This window comes from Paenibacillus sp. FSL K6-2862, assembly GCF_038005125.1.
GTDB classification, from domain to species: domain Bacteria; phylum Bacillota; class Bacilli; order Paenibacillales; family Paenibacillaceae; genus Paenibacillus; species Paenibacillus illinoisensis_A.
In genome coordinates, this window is sequence record NZ_JBBOSN010000001.1 from 5068848 (window position 1) to 5091833 (window position 22986).

Sequence of the window (22986 nt, forward strand, 5' to 3'; positions counted from 1 at the left end):
TGTTTTAATAGAAAGAGCCCCTCATTTTCTCTTCAAAAAGGAAGGGGCTCAGCTTGGTTTATTATGGATCATCAGCTTTATCCATAAGCTCAAGAACGCTTGATTACGTTAATTCCTTGCGTTCAAAAAAAGCTCCTGCCACATATGTGGCAAGAGCTTTTCTGTGGTCGATCATTCCATAGTGAACGATATAGTGATACAAACGACGCATTCGAATATTTATCAGCTTATAAATATATTTCTTGAACCTTTCTTCTTAACCCTTAACCCTGCTGTGCAATTCGCTGCTCTATGCGAGGAAATAAACGGAATGCATTCTCATAGAACACCTTGTCATGATGCTGCTCCGGCACAAGCCTACGAATGAATTCGGCATACAGGTCGATCGGTGCAAGCGGCCAGTCGGTTCCGAAGAGCATTTTCTCGTAGTGATCGGAATACACCAGCGCCCGGCGGAAATGGTCCATGAACAGCGGTTCATTCATGAATCGTTCAAAATGGGGACGATCCCCCACCACAAGGCCGGACAAATCGGCATATACGTTAGGATTCTTCGCCACCACTTCGGCGGCATCCATCACCCAGGGATCACCCAAATGACAGATCATAAAGTTCACCCCGCGCTGTTGATATGCTAGCTCATCCACAGTCAGCGGATGGGCATACTTCAGCAATCCATTCATGGAGTAGGTGTCCCCCGTATGAATCACGACGGGAATATTGTACTTGGCTGCCAGCTCATAGATCGGAGTATAAATCTTGTCATGGACATAGTAATGATAGTACCCCGCGTACAGCTTGATTCCCGCTACCTCGGGAGCCTGCAGCCTTGCTTCAATGCGGTCCAGTTCTTCCTGCGCGTGTTCACCACCAAGCCGGTTCGGATTGACGCCTACGCATTCCATCAGAAAGGGCGGAACCGTTTCTTCCAAATCAAGTCCCATCGGGTTCGGTGAACTGGAGTCCGGAAAGGCTCCTTTGGTCTGCTCGGTTACTCCCATGCCAATACCGAGAATAACGTCGTTCTTGTCAAACTCAGCCTTGAGGCCTGCGGCAGAGTAATCGACTCGGGACAAATCAATCGCCGTTCGATGGAAGCTGTCAATATCAGACAGATGAATGTGAATATCAATGATCGGCATGCGTGTTCTCCTTTTCAACAGTTGTGTTACTAAAGGATAGCTTCAACAGGCTGCGGACATCTTCCGCATTCAGAGGAATCTGCCCTAAGACCAGATAGGTTGGTTTCATCCAGGCAGTCTTCCCATTGGATACCGGCAGATGTTGATGCACATTGTGGCTGAGTACCTGGTTATTCACATACACCGACGGATTATGATTGGGATAGGCATCTACTGCATGAAGCATGTTTTTACGAGTAACCGCACCTATTCGTAAGATTCCCTTCAATTGAAGACCTGCGTCAACCTTCCCCAAGGAAAACCGTCCTTGCTCGGGATGTTCCAGCCAGCCTTCGGCAAAGATGGGTGACGGCCTGAAGAAATGATCTTCTGTAAGCGAGTAATTCACCAGCGTCAACCCGGTTTCGTTGGTTACCGAATGCAGCGAACAAAGAACAGGTACGCCAGGCAGCATGAGGTAACGCTGTTGTACCGTAATCCCCCGATTCGCTTCCTGTTTCTCGATCCGGGTCGTCATGCAGATTCCTGTCCAGACGTTTCCGTGATCATCCTTCTGCTCCGTCCACGCTGTACTTCGGTGCTCCTGCTGACGGCTGAAACCATTCATGCCGGGGATTCCCACACCAAGCCCGCCGTACCAGGGGTTCCACCAGGAACGTGGTGCTGCTTCCGGATACGAACTGTCCAGCCATTCCTCTCCCTGATACGTCAAGGAATGCACGACACTTCCGAACCCGGGTGCTGCTGCGATCGAGAGAACTCCATTGCTCACCGTGTACACCGGACCTGCCTGCCCTTCTTCAATCACACAGTTAACGGCGGATTGCGTCTTCGGAAACCAAAGAGCAGTCCGTTCCTGAATCCGATCCTCTCCGCGATATACGGCCCGAATCTTCCAGCCATTTCCACTGTATTCCTTTGCCACGGTATCCTCAGGGGAGAACTCGAACTGTACAGAGCGAAGGTCCTGCTCCCGATTTAATTCCATATCTGCAACTTTAAACTCCGATGCACCACCGTTCTGCGCATACAGCTCCAGTTTTCCGGCTAGTGGTATCATTTTTCGCTCCATCCATTCGGCCTGCAGCTTCCCTCCCTCAAATGGATTGCCACCGCACAGAGCCAGCTCGAGATGGTCATCCAGCACAGGTACAATCAAATCGCGCTCTTTACGTGCAAAAGAACGGAAATCCTGCCACTTAACGAAAGTGTTCAACGCAAATACAGTCTTCTTGGTCTGTACAACAGCCCCTGCCGGCATCCGGCCAAGGTCATGCTCCAGCCCCAGTGTATATTCCGGACGAAGCAGCTTCAGTGAAGGATCCCAATAGATACCACACGCCCCGTACGCTTCCTTGCAGAAAAGCCAGTTCTCCGTGATTTGTGAACTATCCCAATGGCCCGGATCACTAGAGTACGTATCACCCATGTCCACATACCGACCTTGATACGGCAAAATTAGCCGATTCCCGAAGAACCCGAAGTTGGTCATTAAACTCATATTCTCTTCCAGCTCTGTACTGCGCGTATTGGTTATTTCGTGGTTAAATTCCGCAATGCCGCTGGCAAACAAATGGACCACAGACTTGATCTGCAACCCAGGAAAGTCCTCCGAATCATAGAGAGCTTCAAAAACCTGACTGTCCCCTTCGGAATAGATATTCACTTCTCTGGCTTGTTTCTTGGAAAACTCCTCCGCAAACGGCTTACCCAGCTTCGGATAGGTCCACCAGAATGTGTGGTGAGAGCCCGGATATTCGATCCACATCGTATTATCCTGTCTGCTCATATGAAGGGAGAATGCGCCATTCACAGCTACCCATTGATCCCCGTGCTCTCCGCCATAACGCCCTTGGGTTCCCTTCATCAGAACGGAAAGTTTGCTTGTGAAAACGACTGGCTGGTGACCTGCCGGAACAGCTGTCACTTCCACCTTCCTCGAATAGAGTCCATACGAGCGCAGGATAAAGGATACTGGTATCGAGGCTTTACCCTTCGCAGGCACGGTGAGGCGTACCGAAGGTTCTGTCCATTCCAGGAATTCATCCTCTGGTAGGTCAAAAGCAAACTCGGCCTCGACATCATAATTGTTCTCCACGTTCAGAACCAGCTCTGCCGGGACGCCTGTGTACAGTTCCTTCACGGGCAGTACCATGTTCAGCTTGGCTGGGAACTTCGGTGCAACGCCTATACGAAACTCCGCTTTCCTGCCGCCAATCAGCCATGTGCTGGCGACAACAGGGTGGGTCTTCATCAGGTTCTGTTCCTCTGTGACCGGATCCAGATGGAACTCGCCTTCCACAACGATCACCTCTCCCGGAGCCACTCCTCTTGTGAAGTCCAGAGCAAAGCGAATATTTTTGTTGTCCTGCCCCTTAATTTCAAACGTCAGCTCAGATGCTGAGCAGTTCTTGATTCGGTAGCGAACCTTGTATATGGAGCCAAACACCAGGTCATGGTCGTCCATCTCTGTGGAGATTTCGTAATCTGGCGTTTCGAGCGCGGTCAAGCCGCGACCGGACTTCTCGAACTCGGCGCGCAGAGAGATGTCTCCCTTTTTCCAAGTGTAATCAAAGAAATCAAAGCCACGCTCACGCCGGCCATCCGGCTCAATGACGAGTTCACGCGTACTATCGGTATACCAATCCAACACCTCGAAGTATGGAGCGAGCGCTTCGGTCTGCAAGACGGTTGGGATGAAGTTCATCAGGTGCACATTGTCCTCTTTTTTCTCCCAGAAAAAACCGCACTTCTTGTACATCGGAACGGCCTTGGTGTTGCCTGCCCACGTGAACAGATCGAGGCGGGGCCACCCCGCTTCCACGGTTTTGCGCACGGCGTTCAGGATCAGATTGCGGCCGACCTTATGGCCATGATAATCGGGGCGAACGTTCAATAACGGTACATACAGCGCGCCTTCATCGAAACGGTAGTGGGCAAAGCTGCAAAAGCCAACCACTTCATGCTCATGAACCGCGAGAAACACATGCAGATTGGACGAACTCTCCATCTCCCGGCGCACGGTATCCTCCGTTCTCTGGTTCGTACCGCCTCCCCAGCTTTCATTGCTGCGGTTCCACATGTCTGCGAGTGCAGAAGCGTAGGAGTGATCGTATTCAATAATGCGGATCTGTTCTAGATTTGAGGTGACTGCCATGTCTCTATCCCCTTTGCTTTATGTATAGGGTGGTCTTCGTACTCGTCATGATGACCCGAATATATCCGATAGCCACAGAGATGATAGAGTACGTGTTTGCAGAAACTATCGATAGTATGATCATACTATAAATGGGAAACATTTTCAGAGGATTAAAAATCTATCAGAATAAATAAAAGAACCCCCGTTTAACTCCAACGAGGATTCCAATGCCATCTCACATAATTAAATAAAATAGAATGATTACTAAATCAGTTCCTGCTTCCGTTTCAGATACACAAACAACACCACGCCCGACGCCGCACAGATCACAGCGCATAAACCGATGAACCCATAACCCGCCTGCAGACCGCGAAGCAGCCCTAGCGGTGTGGTTGCACCATAAGCGTTCTTCACGCCTTCAATAACCCAGCCAATCGCATAGTTACCAATGACGCTGCCGACCCCCATCAGCGTAACCGCAAACGTAATGGCGGTATCGCTTCCGTTTGGATACCTTTTCGCAATAAATGCCATCACGGTTGGATAGATCATCGCAATACCAGCACCGGACACGGCAAACAGGAACGCCAGCCCCTCACCGCCCGCGATGGCCGCGAACGTGCAGATAGCGGAGAAAGCCGAGAAAACAATCAATGAAAGTACAAAACCAATCCGATCCGTAAGCGGACCGAGCAGCAGACGCCCGAGCGAGAAGCTGAGGAAAAATGCAGACAGCATCCCCGAAGCTTTCACGGTGTCCCATGTATACGCCTTTTCCAGGAAGTTTACAAGCCAGCCGCCTACGGCCAGTTCAGATACCACGCCAAAAGAAAGAATCAGCACCATCATCCAGATGGCTGGATCACGTGTCAGCATTTTAAGGGAAACCCGGTCTTCATGCGGAAGATCATCTCCCGGAAACGTACTAAGCATTGCCGCAATAATAGGCAGTAGGCAGAGGGATAACATCGCCAGATACATGCCGCGCCAGTCCAGTTCATGCCCAAACACCGTCAGTGACATGACGCCCGTTGCCAGCAGCGGAGCTACGGTTGAACTGAGACCATAGAAGAAATGGGACAGGTTCATCATTGTCCCTGTATTTTTCACAAAAATCCGAGCACCCAGAATCGCGAGCGCAATCTCCAGCATGCCGTTACCGATGTACATGAAGAAATACGATGAAGCAAAGAGCGGATATGTATGGGATAAATAAATGAACACACCCGAGAGAATCATGGAGGCAAAGGAGATAATGCTAACCGCCTTGATGCCCCATTTGCGGACAAGGATAGCCGTGAACGAACATGCGATCAGATACCCCAGAGCGTTCAGGGATAACAACGTTCCGAGCTGCTTCTCGTCCAGATTGAAGTCGAATTGAATGCGCGGAATCGCAGGTCCTTTAATATTTTCCGATATGCCAAACACGATAAAACCAATAAAGATTGTCGCCAGCTGCATGGCATACATCTTATTAAACTTCTTCTTACTCGCTTGCTGCTCCAAAATGAGTACCTCCTGTTGTATAAGACAAATAACGATTCGTCACATATGATCTACCATTTTTTCTCGATTAACTGGATGCGGTAGGTTAAGCTCTCCAACGTGACAGCAACCAGGCCGGTAACATATTCACGCCGTGTGTCATTTTGAATCATGACTTGTGGCATGTGTTCCTGTGGTATGGTTTGCAGGCAACTCTGGATCAGATCGTGCTTCATGCCAGAGTCCATCGTATCTCCTGTAATGACGATCGCTGCCGGGTTAATAATGACAATGATGGATACCAGCGTTTTGACCACAAGCTGATGCAGTCCCTCCGGAGTTTGCAGCAGCTGAAGCTGTTCTTCGGATGTCACCCCAAAAGGCAGGTAGGATACCTCGCCGCTAAAATGCGTGTTCCCTTTCAACGGGTGACCGTCAATGATGAAACCTGCCCCGGGATAATGATTTTTCGGAAAAGTGACCACCGCAAAGTTCTTCTCTTCCTCAAAATGCTGCTCGTTGTACAGTCCGTACACCGTCAGATTCATGTCATTGTCAATGATAACTTCCACGTCATCGAATCGCTCCTTGAGCTTCGGCCCCAGCGGCTGACCTGCCAGGCCTGGCACATCGCAAATACCAATCATTCCGTTGTGTGCCACCCCCGGTATACCAATCCCGACCGCCTGCACATTGTTATACTTTTCAATCAAGGCTGCAATCAGATCCTCAACCGTAGCCACGGTAATCTCATCCAAAATAAGCGTCTGCTCATCCTTTATCTCACCGTTCAGATTAGCCTGAAGATGCGTGATCGAGTGAACACCGCCTTCTGTTCGAATAAACACGCATAGCACGCTGGCATAGTCAGCATTGAATTGATATCTGCTCGCAGGTCTCCCCCCGCTTGATTCGTCCGGGCCCAGATCGATAATCTCTCCCGTCTGGAGCAGCTCGTTCAGAATCGTGCCGCAGGTCGCCACACTGAGTTTTGTCAGGTTCGCAACGGAAGACTTCGTTCCCACGCCCGTTGATCTAAGTGTGTTCTTCACCAGTTCCACATTAATTCGCTTCACCTGCTGGGTGTTGTGTGATGTAGGCTGCATGTAGAATTCAACCCTCCTTTCAATTGATTATCATTCGAAGGAATGTTTTTAAAAGTATTTTAATAATTGAAGTTTAGGGGGACACACCGGGAAAGTCAATGCTTAATTGAAAGTAGGAACAATGTTAATGTTATAAAAGAGAGGGTTGATACACCATAGTATATTGTCAAAGGAGATACGGACTTTGAGGAAAAAGGGACGCTTTATGCTCATGATTATTTTGGTGGGCCTATTATTACTAAGTGAATTATTTATTTGGTCTTCGGGGAGAATCGGATTGATTAATACAGTAAGTAGAATGATTTCAGATGCACCTGTTATAGAAATACAAGGCAAGAGATTATCTTACCAAGGAACAGTGAGTTTTGAAGATACGCATAGTCTTGAACAATATGCATCCAGTGACGAGGGCAACGCCCTGTACAAAGCAATTGGTACTCCCGTACCTCCACCATGGATTTATGTTAAAAAAGATGGAAACGACTTTTTTCGATATAAAATTCCACAGATTCCTTGGCGCATGTGACTTTCCAACCCGATCACCGAACCGTATACTTCATGATTTTTTCGTCCCCATTGACAAACCCTCAAAATAGGAATAGCCTAATAACGAATCACTCATTCATTATTAAGGAGTCGTTCTCAATGGTGCAAGCCAAAAAAGACGAAGTCAGGAAAGAAATTGAATACGCAGCGCTCAAGGTGTTCTACGAGAAAGGCTTTGTGGAGGCCAAGATGAGCGACATTGCGAATGAAATCAATATTTCGGTAGGCAATATCTATACGTATTTCAAAAACAAAAAGGATCTGTTCTACGCGGTCGTGCCGCCCGATCTGGTGGATTATCTGAAAAAAGTGCTGGTTGATACCATTCACTTTGATAACCAAAACTTGTTTGAGGCGGAAACGGACAATGAAAGGAAATCGGCGCTGCTACAGGAACAGGTCGACGTATTACGCAAATACCGGAACCAGATCATCATCATTTTCGAAAAGAACAAAGGAACGATCTACATCAACGCCAAGAACGAGCTCGTTGAGACCATGATCGAAACCAAGAAGGCCTATCTCAAAAAGCAGTACAAGCATTATGAGATCGGAATGGAAGAAAACCTGATCATGCTCGATATCCTTGCACACAATGTGATCGACATGAACCTGGATTTGTTGAAACGGGACATGAGCGAGGACAGCCGCAAGCAGATTTTTGAAGCGTTATATGTATACCGGTTATACGGCATGAAGAGTTTGAGTGAATAAGCTATATGCCTAGCTGGCACAGCGTGCAGATCAGGTCAAAAAACGCACTTGGTCCGCACGCCAAAAAATGCCTAATCCAACCCCTCTTATTTTTTTAATTCAAAAATGAATTAGTAATTCAATTTTAAATTCGATGCTCATTTCAAGGAGGAACACCCAATGACGAAAACAGCTTATGCACTAAAGAACTGCCATCTGATTCATGGAGACCTTAATCACAATCTGGAGAAAAACATGACCGTCCTGGTCAATGAACATGGGCTGATTCAGGAGATTGGAAAATCAATTGAACTGGCCATTCCGAGCCACTATGAGGTTATCGACCTATCGGGAAAATATGTGATGCCTGGCTTGATCAACGCTCACGTCCATCTCTTTGCGGATGGTAAGCCCTTCAGCCTGTCTGTCAGCGAAGGCATGCTGCAATTCGCATATGATCGAATCCTGAACACGAAATTCGGCAAAAACGTTCTGAAAAAGCGAATGAAACGTAATGCGCTGACCGCACTCCACGCGGGTGTAACCACGATGCGTAGTGTCGGTGAATTCTTCTATACCGATGTAAAATTGCGGGATGAGATTAACAACGGTGAGTTCGTTGGCCCCAATTTGCTTGTCTCTGGATTTTTCCTAAGTGTGACGGGAGGACATGGTGCTCCTTTCCTGGCTCTGGTCGGCGACTCCCCTTGGGAAGCTCGCAGGAATGTACGCATCAATGTGAAGAACGGTGTCGATCTCATCAAAATTTGCGTGACGGGCGGCGTTACGGATGCCAAGATGGTCGGCGAAGCAGGCCGTTTGCAGATGACGGTGGAGGAAGTTGCCGCGATCTGCGATGAAGCCCACAAAATCGGATTGCGGGTGGCGGCTCACGTGGAAAGCACGGAAGGTGTCAGAGTCGCGTTAAAAGGCGGCGTCGATACCATTGAGCACGGCTCCGAGATGGATGATGAGATTATCAGCCTGTTCAAAAACAATCCAAGTGCCCTGAATGGCTATACTGCGCTTATTCCTACCTTTCTAGCTGCTTATCCATCTGCTCTGCTCGATACCTGCGTAACGAACGTGAGCGCAACCGTGAAAGAAAACGCCAGACTCGTGTATACATCCATGTTAAAAGGTGCCCAGCAGGCCATCGAAAACGGCATTACCATCGGTCTTGGCACCGATGCCGCCATGTCGTACGTGACTCACTATGACATGTGGAGAGAAATGGACTATTACATCAAACAGGCTAATTTAAGCAACAAGCAGCTGATCGATATGGTGACCCGAACCAACGCGAAGATCCTGGGTATTGAAGAGATTACAGGTACCGTCGATATCGGAAAACAGGCAGATCTGATCGTGCTGGACCAGAGTCCGCTGGAAAACATTGAAGCACTATCCGATGTACGGATGGTCATGGTCAAAGGAAATCTAATTCAAACACCATCTGTGACGAGAATACAGCAAGTAGACGATGTTCTAAACTCGGTTTGGTGAATTCAGGAGTGTAATCATGTTAGGAATATTAGTTAATTGCTTTTCCATTGTATTCGGAAGTACGCTGGGAGCGATAACCAAAAAGTTTGTAAATGACGGATATAAAGCCATCCTGTATCAAGTCATCGGGATCAGTGCAATCATCATTGGCATTAGCACAACCATCAACAGCATCACCACCAGCCAATATCAGGTCATGTTTGTTATTTTTCTTACGGTAGGCGGCATTATCGGTCAACTGATTAATTTCGATCAGATCTTGTCCAGAATCATGACCCGCTTCTCATCCAATGGACTGAATGAAGGATTGACGGTTGCCATCTCTTTACTATGCTTAGGGTCGATACCGATTCTCGGACCGCTGCAAAGTGCACTGCAGGGAGATAACACCTTTTTGCAGATCAACACCATTTTCTCGGGCATTACGGCCTTAATTCTGGCTTCTTACTTCGGCTTTGGCATCATGCTTTCGGCGATTATCTTATTTGTCATTGAAGCTCTGGTCTTCTTCTCGGCTGATTTTATCTCCATATACATGACGGCCAACATCATTAACGAAATCACGCTGATTGGCGGCATTCTGGCGCTCTGTACCGGATTGAACGTCCTGAAGATTACGGATATCAAAGTATTAAATCTGCTGCCGGCCTTATTTATTCCCATATTGGTGTTATAGATTGGTATGTATTATTTGATAGACAGCAGAACTTAAGAGGCTTATCCTGTTGGGTAAGTCTTTAACTGCTATCTAGGAGGAGTTCATAATAAAACTGCTAAAGATCTTATCGTTGTATGTGGCTTGTTTAATTGTGACTTACGTCATCATCGCCATTGGTACTGTTGGCCTTTATTTGGGCTCGGCCCTTGTACTTACTTTGCTTGTTTATATTGTGATTTTGCTCTTAAAGATACAGAAAAAATGAGGAGTACCACGAAAGTGGTATCCTCATTTTAATAAGCGTTCTTTACAGTTAATTTTATTTTTACACGTACATCGCGAGCAGCAATTTGTAAATCATGGCTGTCGCTTCCGCACGGGTCGTCATATTCTCCGCGCGAACCGTATGATCCGTATAACCATTAATAATATTAGCTTGTACAGCTGCATCCATGGCTTCCTGTGCCCAAGCTGGCGTTTGTGCTGCATCGGTGAAGCTTGGTTTGGCATTCTCACCGTTCGTTCCTGCCTGCACATCGCTCAACTTCAGTGCTTTTGCCATCATCACAGCCATCTCCGCACGAGTAATGGTGCGATCCGGCTTGAATGTATTATCACCATTGCCTGTCACTATACCGGCTTGCACGGCAGCTGCAATCTCGGACTTCGCCCATGCAGGTAGAGCTTCTTCATCAGCAAATGAAGTCGTGGACGCTACCGTTTGAAGAGCCAATGCTTTGCTAAGCAATGTCACAAACTCAGCTCTTGTGATCTCCTTGGACGGTTGGAATGTTCCATCTGCATACCCTTGGATGACGTTCATGCCCATCAGACGATCCGCATAATCAGATGCCCAGTGTCCATTCAGATCCGTCAGATCCGCAGGTGTGTAACTGGAGACAACAAAGGTACCCAGGTGATTCACATTCGCCGTAATGATTCCAGCAGCATTCGTTTCCCCGCCGACAAATACCCAGCTCTGACGAGCTTCGTTATAATAATAGATTGCTGGCTTCGTTCCACTTATCAAACCTGCCGGATCATAATTCAGACTCAACTCAGCCGAATGGTTTAACGTCCGTCCACCTGAGCGGCTAATCTGTACCGCCTGACCCAGCACGTTCAGCGAAGCTGTATTCTGCAGTTTGTCCTGTGCGATCACGGACAGCTGTAAAGTATCTTTTTCTCCAATAGCTCCAGCCGGAGCGTTGAATTCTACCACGTTTTTAATCCCCGTTTGGACAGGCTGATTCGCTTCCACCTCTACCTTCACTTCAGTGGATGAATCCGATCCAGTGTCCGGAGTGGTCGGTGTTGTAGGAACGGTAGGCGTTGTCGGTACACTTGGCGTACTTCCTCCGGAATTGCCACCGGAACTACCTCCATTACCGCCACCTGATCCACCGCCATTGTTCGAACTGGCTTGTACCGTAATGGTACGTGTGACTTCTTCTGCTGCATTGCCCGCAATATCTTTTACGTTATAACGAATCGTATAGATTCCGGCTGCTTGCGTGTTCACGGTGCCATCCATCTGCACGGAACCGCTGATGCCCACATTGTCGGATGCCAATGCTCCAGGCTCGTTGTAGCTCTCGCCCACATTCAGTGTCATCTGGCTGCTGCCTTGCAGCGTAATGACCGGAATTTCACGGTCGATTTTGATAACCACGGGTAAAGTATACTCACTGTTCAGATCGTCTGTAGCTCGGAACAACAGGCTGTGTTCTCCAGGCTCAGCAATCTCCAGAGGCGTATTCTCGGTATAAGGGTCATATGTTTGACCTCCATCACGGGACAGCTCAATGGTCGCCGAAGTGGCCGGTGCATATACCGCGCTCGTTACACTTACGTTTACAGACTGATTCGTCCATGTATCCGTATGGTACGACTGTCCGTCCATGGTGGTCATATTGCTTTTCAGTATCAGAACCTGATTATTGGTGCCCTCTACGATGACAGTGAAAATCTTAGTTTGAGTTTCGCTGCCGCGTTGTACAGTTGCCGTCAGTTCTAATCGTTCATTGTTATTCGGTTGTGTCAGCAGCTTGCCTTGATTATCGATCAATGCCGGATTGGAACTGGACCAGCTGATCGTCGTTCCATGCTTCCCTTCAACAGGAAGAGTGAGGTCGGAAGTAACTGCGTTCAGGTCTCCCAGATCAATCGCTTGGAGCGTGTCATTTACCGCCTGCACATCACTATAAGGTGCCGCGTTCACGAAGATCGGATTGGAGTAGAACCACAGATCCCGATAATTGCTGTCATTGATTTCGTTGAAACGCGTTACTGCATCCGCAGTCGTGTTCTTCGGATCCAGCTGTGGTTCGCCATTCACCGTCTCGCCCGGAACGTTCATCTCCAGATTCGTTCCGCGCAAGCGGAAATACTGATCTTGATCTGTCGCTTTAATTTTGTATGTGATGACATTGTAGCCTTCATCATCTGTCGTCCAGTCATTTGATGTGAAGGTAGCCAGCACGCGGGTGGAATCGTTGGTATCCTTGTTATATGCGGCTGTGCCCTTCTCGGCCTTGCCTGTCACATCCCCGGCGATCAGGTCAACGTGATCCACCACAGGTACCTGTCCAGCGGATATACCGCTGTTGATTGGTGTTTCATAGTTGTTGCTCGTGGTTGGGCTCTTGAAGCGGATCTTCAGCTCCACCTCATCACCCTGAGTCACGTTCAGATCCTCACCCATTTCAGCCTGAGCACCTGCTCCGGAAGCGGTGAAATCCAGGGCGTTAATCAGATCACCGAATACGGAAAAGGATTTTCCTGAACGAAGTCCTTCCAGCACAGCCTGCATCCCGCTGCCCTCAATCCACGCGTAAGTCTTGGCATATTCCCCAGGGAAGTAACCACTGGAATTCGTGCCAATCGTCTTGAAATGGTAATCCGAGTTACCATAGTTCCAGAAGTGGCGACCTTCTCCAAGCAGTGCGTCCCACAGTCCGCCTACCTTGGCCACCATGTAGTCTACACCACCATAAGTACGGTATTTGTACCCATCGTCTGCCGTCGGATTAGACACGTTGTAGGTTGTGTTATAACCGCCACGATCCGGTTCCATCTGGTTACCCAGCATACCTTCGATACCGAATACCACCTGTGGTGCCAGATCGTTGAAATCGCGGAAGTCCGCAATCGTATATTTATTTTTGCCACGCGAAGGATGGTTGATCATCGCATAGCTCGTTGTTGGATAGTTGGTTTTTAGCCATTCAATGGCAGTAAGTGCATCCTGATGTGTCGTATAGGCACGTCCACCTTCCTGATCCCAGGCCGCTACGTCTGCTGGATCGAACAGTTTTGGATCACGGTTCGTAAACCGATATTCGAATTCTTTTGCAGCTTCCAGAGCTTCGGTCGAATTCGGCTCATCTGTGAGAATCCCCACCCCAACGTGTTCATGCGTCGGCATGTCCCATTCGAAGCCGGAGAAGATCGTTTTGCCTGCATATTTGCCTTGCTCCTGTAGTGCCTTGATCTGTGGTACCTGATATTCATTCATCCCCACGGACATCGGAATGGAGCCACCTGGAATGTCTACTCCGTTGTGATCCCGCTTGGATAACCGCAAATGATCCGTCAGCGCGATCCAGTCCAGCCCATATTGTGTCAAACCCGCGTCCAGTACTTTCTCCAGCGAATTCTGTGCATCATCCGATTCAAAGGTATGTACGTGCAAATCCCCCGTTTGCCAAGAGCCTGCAGCCGTGCTGTTGACTGGCGTATTATCTCCCGCAGCTGCATGGGTAATCGCCGCAGGAAAAGCTCCCATGACCATCCCTGTAGCCAGGGGTATCAGCGTAAGCATCGCAAGCATTTTCTTTCCTTTTTTGTTGAACAACCTGATCCCTCCACCCGTTCTGTGTTGTTGTGCCGGGAGTAAATATATGAGACTTTGAGGGCAGGGTCAACGCGTTGAGAGCACCTATTAAAAATTTTACATAGAGCTGCATTCGTTTACGTTCTATTAAAGCTTTATTTTGCTGTATGCATATAATGTATGCTCTCTAAATCTCTCATTTTATGAGTCAGACTTGATAAAATGAGGCCAATCCTGCCTCTCGCAACGTTCAAAATTTGTTCACCATTCAGGAAACTTTCACCACTCTTGTGGATGATAGGAAGAGCTTTGTGAGTATTCCATGATAGATGGGATCAAGCTGAAGAATTATGTAAAAATCGTCCTGTGAACAGGATTCCAAACACTGTAATATATACGACCCATTTCAGAAATACTCATGAGCTCTACATCCCAAGGATACTCGGTTAATGCTCCCTTTTGACTTGAATTTTACATCTCCGGTTACGTAAAAAGATTGTTAATGGGATGTTAATTTCAATGGCAAATCTACTACATATGAAGAGGCAAAATTAATTCCAATAGAGGCTGACTTTCCCTATCACAATCTTTTTTATATCGCCATTACTTTATACCTAAAACGTACTGCAAAAGAATTATTTCATGATCGCTTTATAAAAATCCCTATACGGGAGACCGATAAAAATCATGCGCCATGGTTGCTAAGACGTCACCAAACCATTTATTGACCCAAAAGGAGAAAAGCATTGTGAGAAAACTCGGGAGTTTATTCATCATTTATTCCATGCTTACAGCCTTGTTTATGACAAGTTCTGTTATGGCAACTGGAGATACATTGGATTCAGGGAAAGAAGGAGCCATTGCTACAAGTGCGACGAGTTATTACGTCTCTCCGAACGGCAGTGACACCAATGCGGGAACGATACATGAGCCATTGAAGAGCTTGATGCAAGCCCAGTCCATGGCTTCGTCCGGCGATACGGTCTATATCCGCGGCGGAGTTTACGATGATTTTGAAATCGCCAAAACGGATAGTAATTATAATTACGTTCATGCCTTCAACAAAAATGGAATTACCTATGAAGCATACCCTGGTGAAAGACCTGTTTTTGACTTCAGTCATGTACCAACCAATTTACGTGTGGCTGCATTCTTTGTTGAAGACCGTACAACAGGAGTCACTTTCCAGGGATTCGATGTCACTGGTGTTAAAGTAGGTGAGCAGCCTCAATCGGAGGCATTCCGAATCAGAGGGCAAGCCGACTTCGTGAATATGGCCGCTTACGGAAATGAAGCAATTGGTTTTTACTATACGGGGAATGGAACAGGAACCGTTCTTAACTCTGATGCTTATGACAATATTGGCCCAACGGATGTATCTGCCGGGAATACAGATGGATTCGGAGCTCATGGTGGAGCGGTTTCGTTCATTAATTCTCGTGCATGGAATAACAGTGATGATGGATTCGACAGCATCAGTTCAAAGGGACCTGTGATGTACGATCATTGTTGGTCGTTTAACAACAGGGGCAACCAGAATGGCGTAGGCGACCAGAACGGATTCAAAGTCGGAGGATACGCCTATCGGACAACCGACATTCCAGATCCATTACCTGTACATACCGTCAGATATTCACTTGCAGTGAATAACGGAGCAAATGGTTTTTATGCGAATCATCAACCAGGACAATCCGCTAACTGGACCAATAACACGTCATACAGTAACAGCCGGGCCAATTATGATATGCTGGAGCGCGTTAGTCCGACGGATATCACCAACATTCCTGGTTACAGGGAAGTGTTACATAATAACATAGCCTTCATGGGGACAACCATTAAAAACGATAATCACCCTATCGAAAATGTGTCCAATAATTCTTGGACCATTGATGGTGGTCTTCAGCTCACCCCAGAGGATTTTGTAAGTCTGGATACGACTCAATTATCGGCAGCGAGAAAAACAGACGGCAGTTTACCTGATGTCACGTTCATGCTTCCTGTAGATACGAGTCCTTTATTCAAACATGGTTTAGGATACCTTGCCGACAAGTAAAACTCTGTTTTATCCTCGGTAGATCAAAAGGTGATGTCCAGTGGAAATGTGGATATCACCTTTTGATTTTTTTACCATGGCTATGTTTATATCAACACAATTTCACTACATACCCCACACTACCTCTCCAACCCGTTAAACTGCCGAAGCATGGTGGTGAAACGTCCCAGCTCTTCATCATCCCATCTGGATATACGCTCATAAAAGGCCAACTCCTTCTCCTTCAGCGCATTCACCGTCGACTGCTCGCCAAGCTCTGTCAGTGACAAGAGAATGCCGCGCCGATCATCAGGGTCCTGCTCCTTGCTCACATACCCCGATTTTTCAAGCTGCTTAATCAGACGACTTACCGAGCTGCGATCCATAGCAGTCGCTTCTGCCAAAGCTGCGGCACTTGTTGGACCATAAGAATATAACCACCGTACGAGGTGAAAAGCAGCAGGCTGCAGCGTCGCATCAAAACGCTCGGCAGACCGAACATTGAGTGCACGCGAAGCACTAATCAAGGCATGGATCTGCTCACCAAGCGCCAGTTCCAGGGTTTCTCTATCTTTTGTTTTGGCTGCATGTTTACTCATTTTTGTTGTTCCCCTCTCCTTCATTCATTAAAGCAGGCCTTCAGAATATATAGTTGACAAATATCAATTAATATTCAATTAATATATATAGTTGATTTATGTCAATTATATCTACCGACTCTGTTCGTGTCAAAGGGAGACTTCACTATGAAAACAACACAGCCTATTATCGTAATCACCGGAGCAACGAGCGGATTAGGGCAGCTTGCTGCCATCGAACTTGCCAAGCGTGGAGCGTCACTTGTACTCACAGCCCGAAGCGAAGAGCGCGCCGAGGCTACCAGAAACAGAATCAGGACAATCGTGCCCTCTGCCAATATCCACTTTTTCTTCGGAGACTTATCCTTGCTAAGTGATGTAAAACGTATTGGGCTTGAAATGGCAGCTGCGTATCCACGTATCGATGTACTTTTGAATAATGCCGGACTCCATGCGTTTGAGCAGAGAGTGACTTCTGAAGGGTTTGCCGAGATGATAGCCGTGAACTATTTGGCGCCTTGGCTGCTAACGCATACGTTGCGCAATTCCCTGATTCAGTCGGGTCATGCCCGCGTTGTGAACGTTGCATCCGAAGCCTCTCGGAATCACGGTCAACTGGTGCTGCCGGATGACTTGATGAATACCACTCCCTTTACTGCACGTGGTTCCTCTCCGATCTATGGCAAAACCAAACTGCTGAATATTATGTTTACTGGCGAACTAGCCAGACAATGGGTTGGGACCGGAGTTTGTGTGAATGCCTTGAATCCAGGTTTCAATGTCACTGGTCTTGGACGGGAGCTGTGGTTCGCGAATGTACTTGAGCGCATCTTAACGTTTCTGCACATCGGCGACCCGCGCCGGGGGGCGGACATCATGACTCGTTTGGTTGTAGAACCCAAGTTTGGGGAGGTTTCGGGAGGTTATTTCAATGTGGGCAGCGGAGCGGCTATTACGCCTATGGCTCCAGGCGGAGATATCGGAATGCAACACAAATTGTGGGTGGTGACGCATCAATTGATGAAGGAACGCGGCTTGCTTGATTAATATTGGCTCAGTGCTGGAGGAGAGGGGGCCTTGATCAGCCCCTTATCTTTTCGCTCCCTTGTTAATTCACTATCCGATTTTTGGAATTCACTATAGTTTATTTTGCTGTAACACGATCTCAGGGACGTGTTTAATCATGTCGTGGATGAATCCATCGTTTCCGTAAATGGCAATCACGACGTGCTCTTGCCGTGGCATTGGAATAATAATGGCTTGCTTCCCCTTAAAATAGTAACGATCCTTTCGCTCATCCCCATTATCATCTACATAGACCATGTTAACGAAATCCATATCATGACTGAGCGCTTTATCGTGGATCACAATACATACATATCGATCTACCGTTTCTACGGATATGCCCTCTTCGTCTTCATCCCATACATACTCGTTTGGTTGCATTACAAGCTTATTATCCGCTGTTTTGGTGAGGATAGATGCTTTGGCATGCTCTCCTTTTACATCAATTAACAGTGCAGAGTGGTCACTCACTATTTTTGTATCAGCGTATTGCAGATGATGAGTTTTGAGATAGCCTTGAACATCCTCTCTGGTAAGAGGTTCGCCACTCGAACCATTGGTGAGCATTAGCATAGATAACATCAATTCAAACAAAAACTTCATTTTATGTACTCCTTCTATTGTGAATATTCATATTAATTGCTCTAGTTACTAATTTCATCATGGACTGAGTGCTAAAATAAAAATGGACTGACGAATCCATTGATGCAATACTTGTGAATCCGCCAGTTTCTTGCAATACTTCCTACTCTTCATTATTCAAATCTGTTTATAGCGTTGCAAACACCTGATCAAAGCCTGCTTTCGACTTGGCAAACAGCTCGCTTGAATCGAGTGTTGATGCAGGCGCCAGAACTTCCTGGGCTACAACGCCCGTGTAACCAACAGCCTCCAGATTTTTCAGGAAACCCGTCAGATCAATGACTCCCTCGCCTGGATACAGGCGCTCATTATCAAGTAAATCTTCAATCGGCAGATCAGAGGCATCATTGATATGAACGTGAACAATCTGTTCCTTTTTCAATTGCAGCACCTCTTCCATACGCAAACCAAGTGTATGCCAATGATAGGAATCCACCAGCAAGCCTACATTGGGAGCATGAATGGTCTCGATCCAGTCCAGCGTATCCTCTACACTCCAAATAAACGGATTCTTCCACTGGGTCCGCAAATGATGGCAGCCTACAAACTCCAAGCCGAGCCGTATGCCATAAGCGCCCAGGATATCTGCGCAGAGTCTCAATCGTCTGGTAGCCGCCGCCATGAATGAAGCAGCAGGCAGATCAGTCGAGGGAAGAACATAGGTGCAGCAATTGAAACAATTCAGCGAAGCAGAGGCTTCAGCCATTTCAACCAGAGATTTGAGTCCTTCACGAAATTGCTCTTCTGAGTTTCTCCAGTCCACGGTGAAATCCGATGAACCGATGATAATATTGTTGCTTTCCAATAGGTGTGCGGCTTGCTCCTTGCCGTATTGTTGAACTAATGAGAGCGGATTCAAATCTACGGACTGGAAGCCATATTTGGCCGCATTCGTAATAAATTGTTCATCAGACTCGATCTTCCCCAAACCCGCTTTCGTTAATCCTCTAATCATCCCAATCTCCTCCTGTGACTTGTCTAATAGGCAACAACTGCTGCACCCTCTCAAGCTCAAATTCAGGGTATAAATTCATAATAACAGCAGCTCCAAAAAAAGAAACCAGTAAGTCCCATTCTTTTATGGCACAAACCCTACGCAACCCTTTCCCTGAATCAGCGTAATAGAAAAAAGTGGAAAGGGAGGTGATACGATGACGAAATGGCTCAAGAAAATCCAGTCTCCCACCCTCATTTTCTTCTCATGCGTTGTGGTTGCGTCTGTGATCGTTGGCTTCCTATCCAAGCCTTATTTCACGGAACACATATTCTATGCAGACATTAACAAGTATTTATTGGATCGCCAAGAAGAAAACCAGTTGATATATCGCAGTAGAACGGCTGATTCCATTCAGGTGCTAGTGGAGCAGCAGAAGCGCACTGTATTCATCGATGATCAGAAATATATCATTACAGAACTCAGTTCCAAACCTAATGCAAAATATAGCGTGTTATACCCCAAAGGAAACACCTATGAGGTTCAGGACCATGGCGGTGTATTAAGTAGTTTTGATGAAGAAGGCAATATCATTACTTCCATCGCTTTTTACGTTAACAACCAGAGAATACTTGGCGAGGACGAGGAACGATTTTCACCGGATACAATCGTGACTGCTGCTTACCCGGTATACCATCACGCGCAAGGTGAGCCTGTCTACTTTTTTCTCGCATTCGCCTGTTTGATATTTGGATGGTGCAGCTTCTACTACCGGAGGTTTCAGGATATCCTCTTCCTCATCTCCCTTCGTTGGATCTGGGTGAATGACCCCGAACCTAGCGACTTTTACTACTTGATGACCAGTATTGGCGGCATTGTTGTGATGATGGGATCCGTTTGGATTGCTTTCAAAGCATTCTGACCAAGCGGATTTGCATACACAAAAGCGGTGATGACGTTGAAGATACGTCACTACCGCTCTTTTTTATCCCCCCTATTAACGAGACTTCGGTCAAGTTTGTCAAACATGAGTATCTATCATCAAATTACTCCATTTAGTTCACACGTTCCAACGTGTACCGATTACGCGGAATTTTAAGCCCCAAGTTCTCCCGAAGCGTCTCATGCTCATATTCCGTTCTGAACAGTCCTCGTTCCTGCAGAACAGGGACAACCAGATCCACGAAATCCGCCAGTCCATTCGGCACAACCGTACGGATATTGAATCCGTCTGCGGCTCCTTCAAACCACTCCTGGATCTGGTCGGCGATCTGGTCGGGTGTTCCAATGAAAGAGGTTCGCGGCGTTGATGCTCTTAGCGCGACTTGGCGGAGGGTCAGCCCCTCTTCTCTTGCCTGCTGCTTGATCTTGTCCGTTGTACTGCGGAAACTGTTGCTGCCCACGTCACCAATCTCAGGGAAAGGCTCGTCAAGCGGATACTGAGAAAAGTCATAATGGTCAAAATAACGCCCCAAATAATTCAGCGCGTGGTCAATACTGACCAGTCCGGCAATTTCCTGATACTTTTGCTCTGCCTCTTCCGCCGTTCTGCCCACAATTGGACCGATACCCGGGAAGATCAGAATATCTTCAGCCTGACGTCCATATGCTACCGCTCTTGCCTTAACATCCCAGTAAAACTCCCTTGCTTCCTCGAACGTTTCATGTCCCGTATATACAGCATCTGCCGATCTCGCTGCCAGATCTTTGCCGGATTCGGATGAACCTGCCTGAAAAATGACCGGATAACCCTGTTTCGAACGTGCCACATTGAGCGGTCCCTGTACCGAGAAATGGTTCCCTTTGTGATTCAGCGTATGCAGCTTGGAAGGGTCGAAAAAGACACCATTCTCCTTGTCCCCGACAAATGCATCATCCTCCCAGGAATCCCACAGCCCTTTGACCACATTCAGGTGCTCTTCGGCAATTTCATAGCGCAGCGCATGGTTTGGATGTTTGCCTTTGCCGAAGTTAAGTGCCGATCCTTCCAGTGGGGAAGTGACTACGTTCCAGCCCGACCGACCTCCGCTGATCTGATCCAGTGAAGCAAATTGCCTCGCTACCGTAAACGGTTCGCTGTAGGAAGTTGATAATGTCGCAACCAGTCCAATATTGGAAGTGGCTCCTGCCAGCACAGACAACAGGGTCAATGGCTCGAAGCGATTCAGAAAATGAGGATTGGATTTTTCGTTAATATAGAGACCGTCAGCAATAAATAGGAGATCGAACTTGCCTTCCTCCGCTTTACGCGCCTGTTTTTTGTAAAAATCAAGGTTAACACTGGCATTAATCGGAATGTCAGGGTGTCGCCAGAAGGAAATACTATTCCCGACTCCGTTCAGATTGGCACCCAATTTCAATTGTCGTTTCGTCATATTCAAGTCCTCCCTATGTTTTCGTGGATAATCCGATCACTCTTGTTCATTTGCTTCATATCACTTGCCTTTACCACCCAGGCTGCCCCGAGAAGTACGATCCCTGTAAGGAGAAAAATGAAAGGAATACCGGGCCATCCCCCAAGAAAGCCGCCAATCAAAGGACCAAGCACAATACCGAATTGGCTTGCCGTCTGACTGAGACTAACTGCCCTGCCCCGAAAATCATGCTCCGCATATTTGATAATTAATGCATTGAGAGCCGGGTAGACCGCAGCGAAGAACAGACCATAGATAAATCGCAAACTTCCAAAATACACGAGATTATACGCGGTTAGCTGAAGAAGACTGCCAATGCCGCCACCGATCAGCCCGATAAACAAGGTTTTTTCATACCCGATCCTGCCACCAATCTTTCCCCATCTGGGTCCCATAATGACTGTAGCTACGCCGATGGCTGAGAATACGATACCTGCACTGAGTGTCGCATGGCTGACATCTCCGCCGATCTGAACAACATACAGCGTAAGCACCGGTTCGATAATGAGCACGGACGTGGAGACGAGTAAAATAAGTCCATAGATCCGCATTAAACCGGGAGTGGATGCCGCTCTCTTCAGATCTCCCAGAATGCTGGTGGAAGCTACTTTATGGGATCTGCGCGACTCTTTTACGCCAAGAACCAGCAGAGCCGATAACAGTGTAATGATCCCGGAGGCAATGAAGCATCCCCGCAGCCCAATCCATTGACTGAGCACACCTCCAGCAAGAGGCCCAAGAATTCCGCCTGCTGCAGTGGATGTAGAGATGACACCCAGCGCGTAGCCGACATGTTTCTCCGGCGTATTCGTGCCAACCAATGTGATGGAGGCCGGATTGAATCCTGCCATGAGTCCCTGAAAGACCCGAACAGCGATGAAGGTGTAAGGATCCTGAACAAAATAGTTGGCAGAATGGGCAATCGCCAGCCCAACACCTGAACGGATCAGCATCAGCTTGCTGCCGTATTTGTCAGCCAGTGATCCCCAGAAGGGCGCACATAGTCCGCTGATCAGAAAGCTGATCGATATCGAGACACCGGACCAGGCCTCAAGCCCACTCTCAATTCCGAGATCATTTTGCAGAAACAGAGGAAAGAACGGCACGGACAAGGTGTACGACATATGATTGAAAAAAAGCCCCCACCACAGAATATACAGATTACGCTTCCAATCCGGCATATCGGTATTCTCCATAGTATATAATTC

General features: G+C 47.5%; 17 protein-coding genes. 7 read left to right on the forward strand and 10 right to left on the reverse strand.

Annotated elements, in window-relative coordinates; genetic code table 11:
• Nucleotides 1-263 precede the first annotated feature (263 nt).
• From MHB82_RS22865 to MHB82_RS22880, 4 genes are all read right to left on the reverse strand, one after another.
• On the reverse strand, nucleotides 264-1142 hold the full coding sequence (locus MHB82_RS22865) for an amidohydrolase family protein (protein ID WP_341175919.1): 879 nt from the start codon (nucleotides 1140-1142) through the stop codon (nucleotides 264-266).
• A complete protein-coding gene (locus tag MHB82_RS22870) occupies nucleotides 1129-4299 on the reverse strand; it encodes a GNAT family N-acetyltransferase (RefSeq protein ID WP_341175920.1) in 3171 nt (1056 codons plus the stop codon). The genes MHB82_RS22865 and MHB82_RS22870 overlap by 14 nt, the downstream gene beginning before the upstream one ends.
• A 246-nt stretch (nucleotides 4300-4545) precedes the next feature.
• Nucleotides 4546-5754 carry an MFS transporter gene (locus MHB82_RS22875; protein ID WP_110757225.1) on the reverse strand — a complete coding sequence of 403 codons (1209 nt, stop codon included), beginning with the start codon at nucleotides 5752-5754 and terminating at the stop codon, nucleotides 4546-4548.
• An 86-nt stretch (nucleotides 5755-5840) separates the two neighbouring features.
• On the reverse strand, nucleotides 5841-6875 hold the full coding sequence (locus tag MHB82_RS22880; protein WP_341175921.1) for an ROK family protein: 1035 nt from the start codon (nucleotides 6873-6875) through the stop codon (nucleotides 5841-5843).
• 184 nt (nucleotides 6876-7059) lie between these two features.
• Between MHB82_RS22880 and MHB82_RS22885 the strand changes: the two genes are divergently transcribed.
• The 4 genes from MHB82_RS22885 to MHB82_RS22900 all read left to right on the forward strand — a co-directional run bounded on the left by MHB82_RS22885 (nucleotide 7060) and on the right by MHB82_RS22900 (nucleotide 10296).
• The gene (locus tag MHB82_RS22885; protein WP_110757196.1) at nucleotides 7060-7401 is read left to right on the forward strand and encodes a hypothetical protein; all 342 of its coding nucleotides are present in this window, start codon (nucleotides 7060-7062) and stop codon (nucleotides 7399-7401) included.
• A 119-nt stretch (nucleotides 7402-7520) separates the two neighbouring features.
• The gene (locus tag MHB82_RS22890; protein ID WP_341175922.1) at nucleotides 7521-8135 is read left to right on the forward strand and encodes a TetR/AcrR family transcriptional regulator; all 615 of its coding nucleotides are present in this window, start codon (nucleotides 7521-7523) and stop codon (nucleotides 8133-8135) included.
• Nucleotides 8136-8294: 159 nt separating this feature from the next.
• On the forward strand, nucleotides 8295-9620 hold the full coding sequence (locus MHB82_RS22895) for an amidohydrolase family protein (protein WP_095359678.1): 1326 nt from the start codon (nucleotides 8295-8297) through the stop codon (nucleotides 9618-9620).
• A 16-nt stretch (nucleotides 9621-9636) separates the two neighbouring features.
• The gene (locus MHB82_RS22900; RefSeq protein WP_341175923.1) at nucleotides 9637-10296 is read left to right on the forward strand and encodes a DUF554 family protein; all 660 of its coding nucleotides are present in this window, start codon (nucleotides 9637-9639) and stop codon (nucleotides 10294-10296) included.
• Nucleotides 10297-10603: 307 nt separating this feature from the next.
• Here the strand turns inward: MHB82_RS22900 and MHB82_RS22905 are convergent, their stop codons facing one another.
• Nucleotides 10604-14134, reverse strand: a complete 3531-nt coding sequence (locus MHB82_RS22905) for an S-layer homology domain-containing protein (protein WP_341175924.1) — start codon at nucleotides 14132-14134, stop codon at nucleotides 10604-10606.
• 727 nt (nucleotides 14135-14861) lie between these two features.
• On the opposite strand from MHB82_RS22905, the gene MHB82_RS22910 reads away from it, so the two are divergent.
• Complete coding sequence (locus MHB82_RS22910; RefSeq protein WP_341175925.1) at nucleotides 14862-16166, forward strand: right-handed parallel beta-helix repeat-containing protein; 1305 nt, start codon at nucleotides 14862-14864, stop codon at nucleotides 16164-16166.
• A gap of 119 nt (nucleotides 16167-16285) precedes the next feature.
• Here MHB82_RS22910 and MHB82_RS22915 read toward each other — a convergent pair whose 3' ends face one another.
• The gene (locus MHB82_RS22915; RefSeq protein WP_341175926.1) at nucleotides 16286-16744 is read right to left on the reverse strand and encodes a MarR family winged helix-turn-helix transcriptional regulator; all 459 of its coding nucleotides are present in this window, start codon (nucleotides 16742-16744) and stop codon (nucleotides 16286-16288) included.
• 147 nt (nucleotides 16745-16891) lie between these two features.
• Between MHB82_RS22915 and MHB82_RS22920 the strand changes: the two genes are divergently transcribed.
• Entirely contained in the window at nucleotides 16892-17770 is an 879-nt protein-coding gene (locus MHB82_RS22920) for an SDR family NAD(P)-dependent oxidoreductase (RefSeq protein WP_341175927.1), read from the forward strand.
• Nucleotides 17771-17860: 90 nt separating this feature from the next.
• On the opposite strand, the gene MHB82_RS22925 is transcribed toward MHB82_RS22920, so the two are convergent.
• Nucleotides 17861-18391, reverse strand: coding sequence for a hypothetical protein (locus MHB82_RS22925; protein WP_095359683.1), 531 nt, complete (start codon nucleotides 18389-18391; stop codon nucleotides 17861-17863).
• A gap of 166 nt (nucleotides 18392-18557) precedes the next feature.
• Nucleotides 18558-19385, reverse strand: coding sequence for a sugar phosphate isomerase/epimerase family protein (locus MHB82_RS22930; RefSeq protein ID WP_341175928.1), 828 nt, complete (start codon nucleotides 19383-19385; stop codon nucleotides 18558-18560).
• Between the two features lie 196 nt (nucleotides 19386-19581).
• Between MHB82_RS22930 and MHB82_RS22935 the strand changes: the two genes are divergently transcribed.
• Nucleotides 19582-20286, forward strand: a complete 705-nt coding sequence (locus tag MHB82_RS22935; protein WP_341175929.1) for a hypothetical protein — start codon at nucleotides 19582-19584, stop codon at nucleotides 20284-20286.
• A 133-nt stretch (nucleotides 20287-20419) separates the two neighbouring features.
• Here MHB82_RS22935 and MHB82_RS22940 read toward each other — a convergent pair whose 3' ends face one another.
• Complete coding sequence (locus tag MHB82_RS22940) at nucleotides 20420-21739, reverse strand: LLM class flavin-dependent oxidoreductase (protein ID WP_341175930.1); 1320 nt, start codon at nucleotides 21737-21739, stop codon at nucleotides 20420-20422.
• A gap of 2 nt (nucleotides 21740-21741) precedes the next feature.
• Nucleotides 21742-22974, reverse strand: a complete 1233-nt coding sequence (locus MHB82_RS22945; protein ID WP_341175931.1) for an MFS transporter — start codon at nucleotides 22972-22974, stop codon at nucleotides 21742-21744.
• Nucleotides 22975-22986 lie beyond the last annotated feature (12 nt).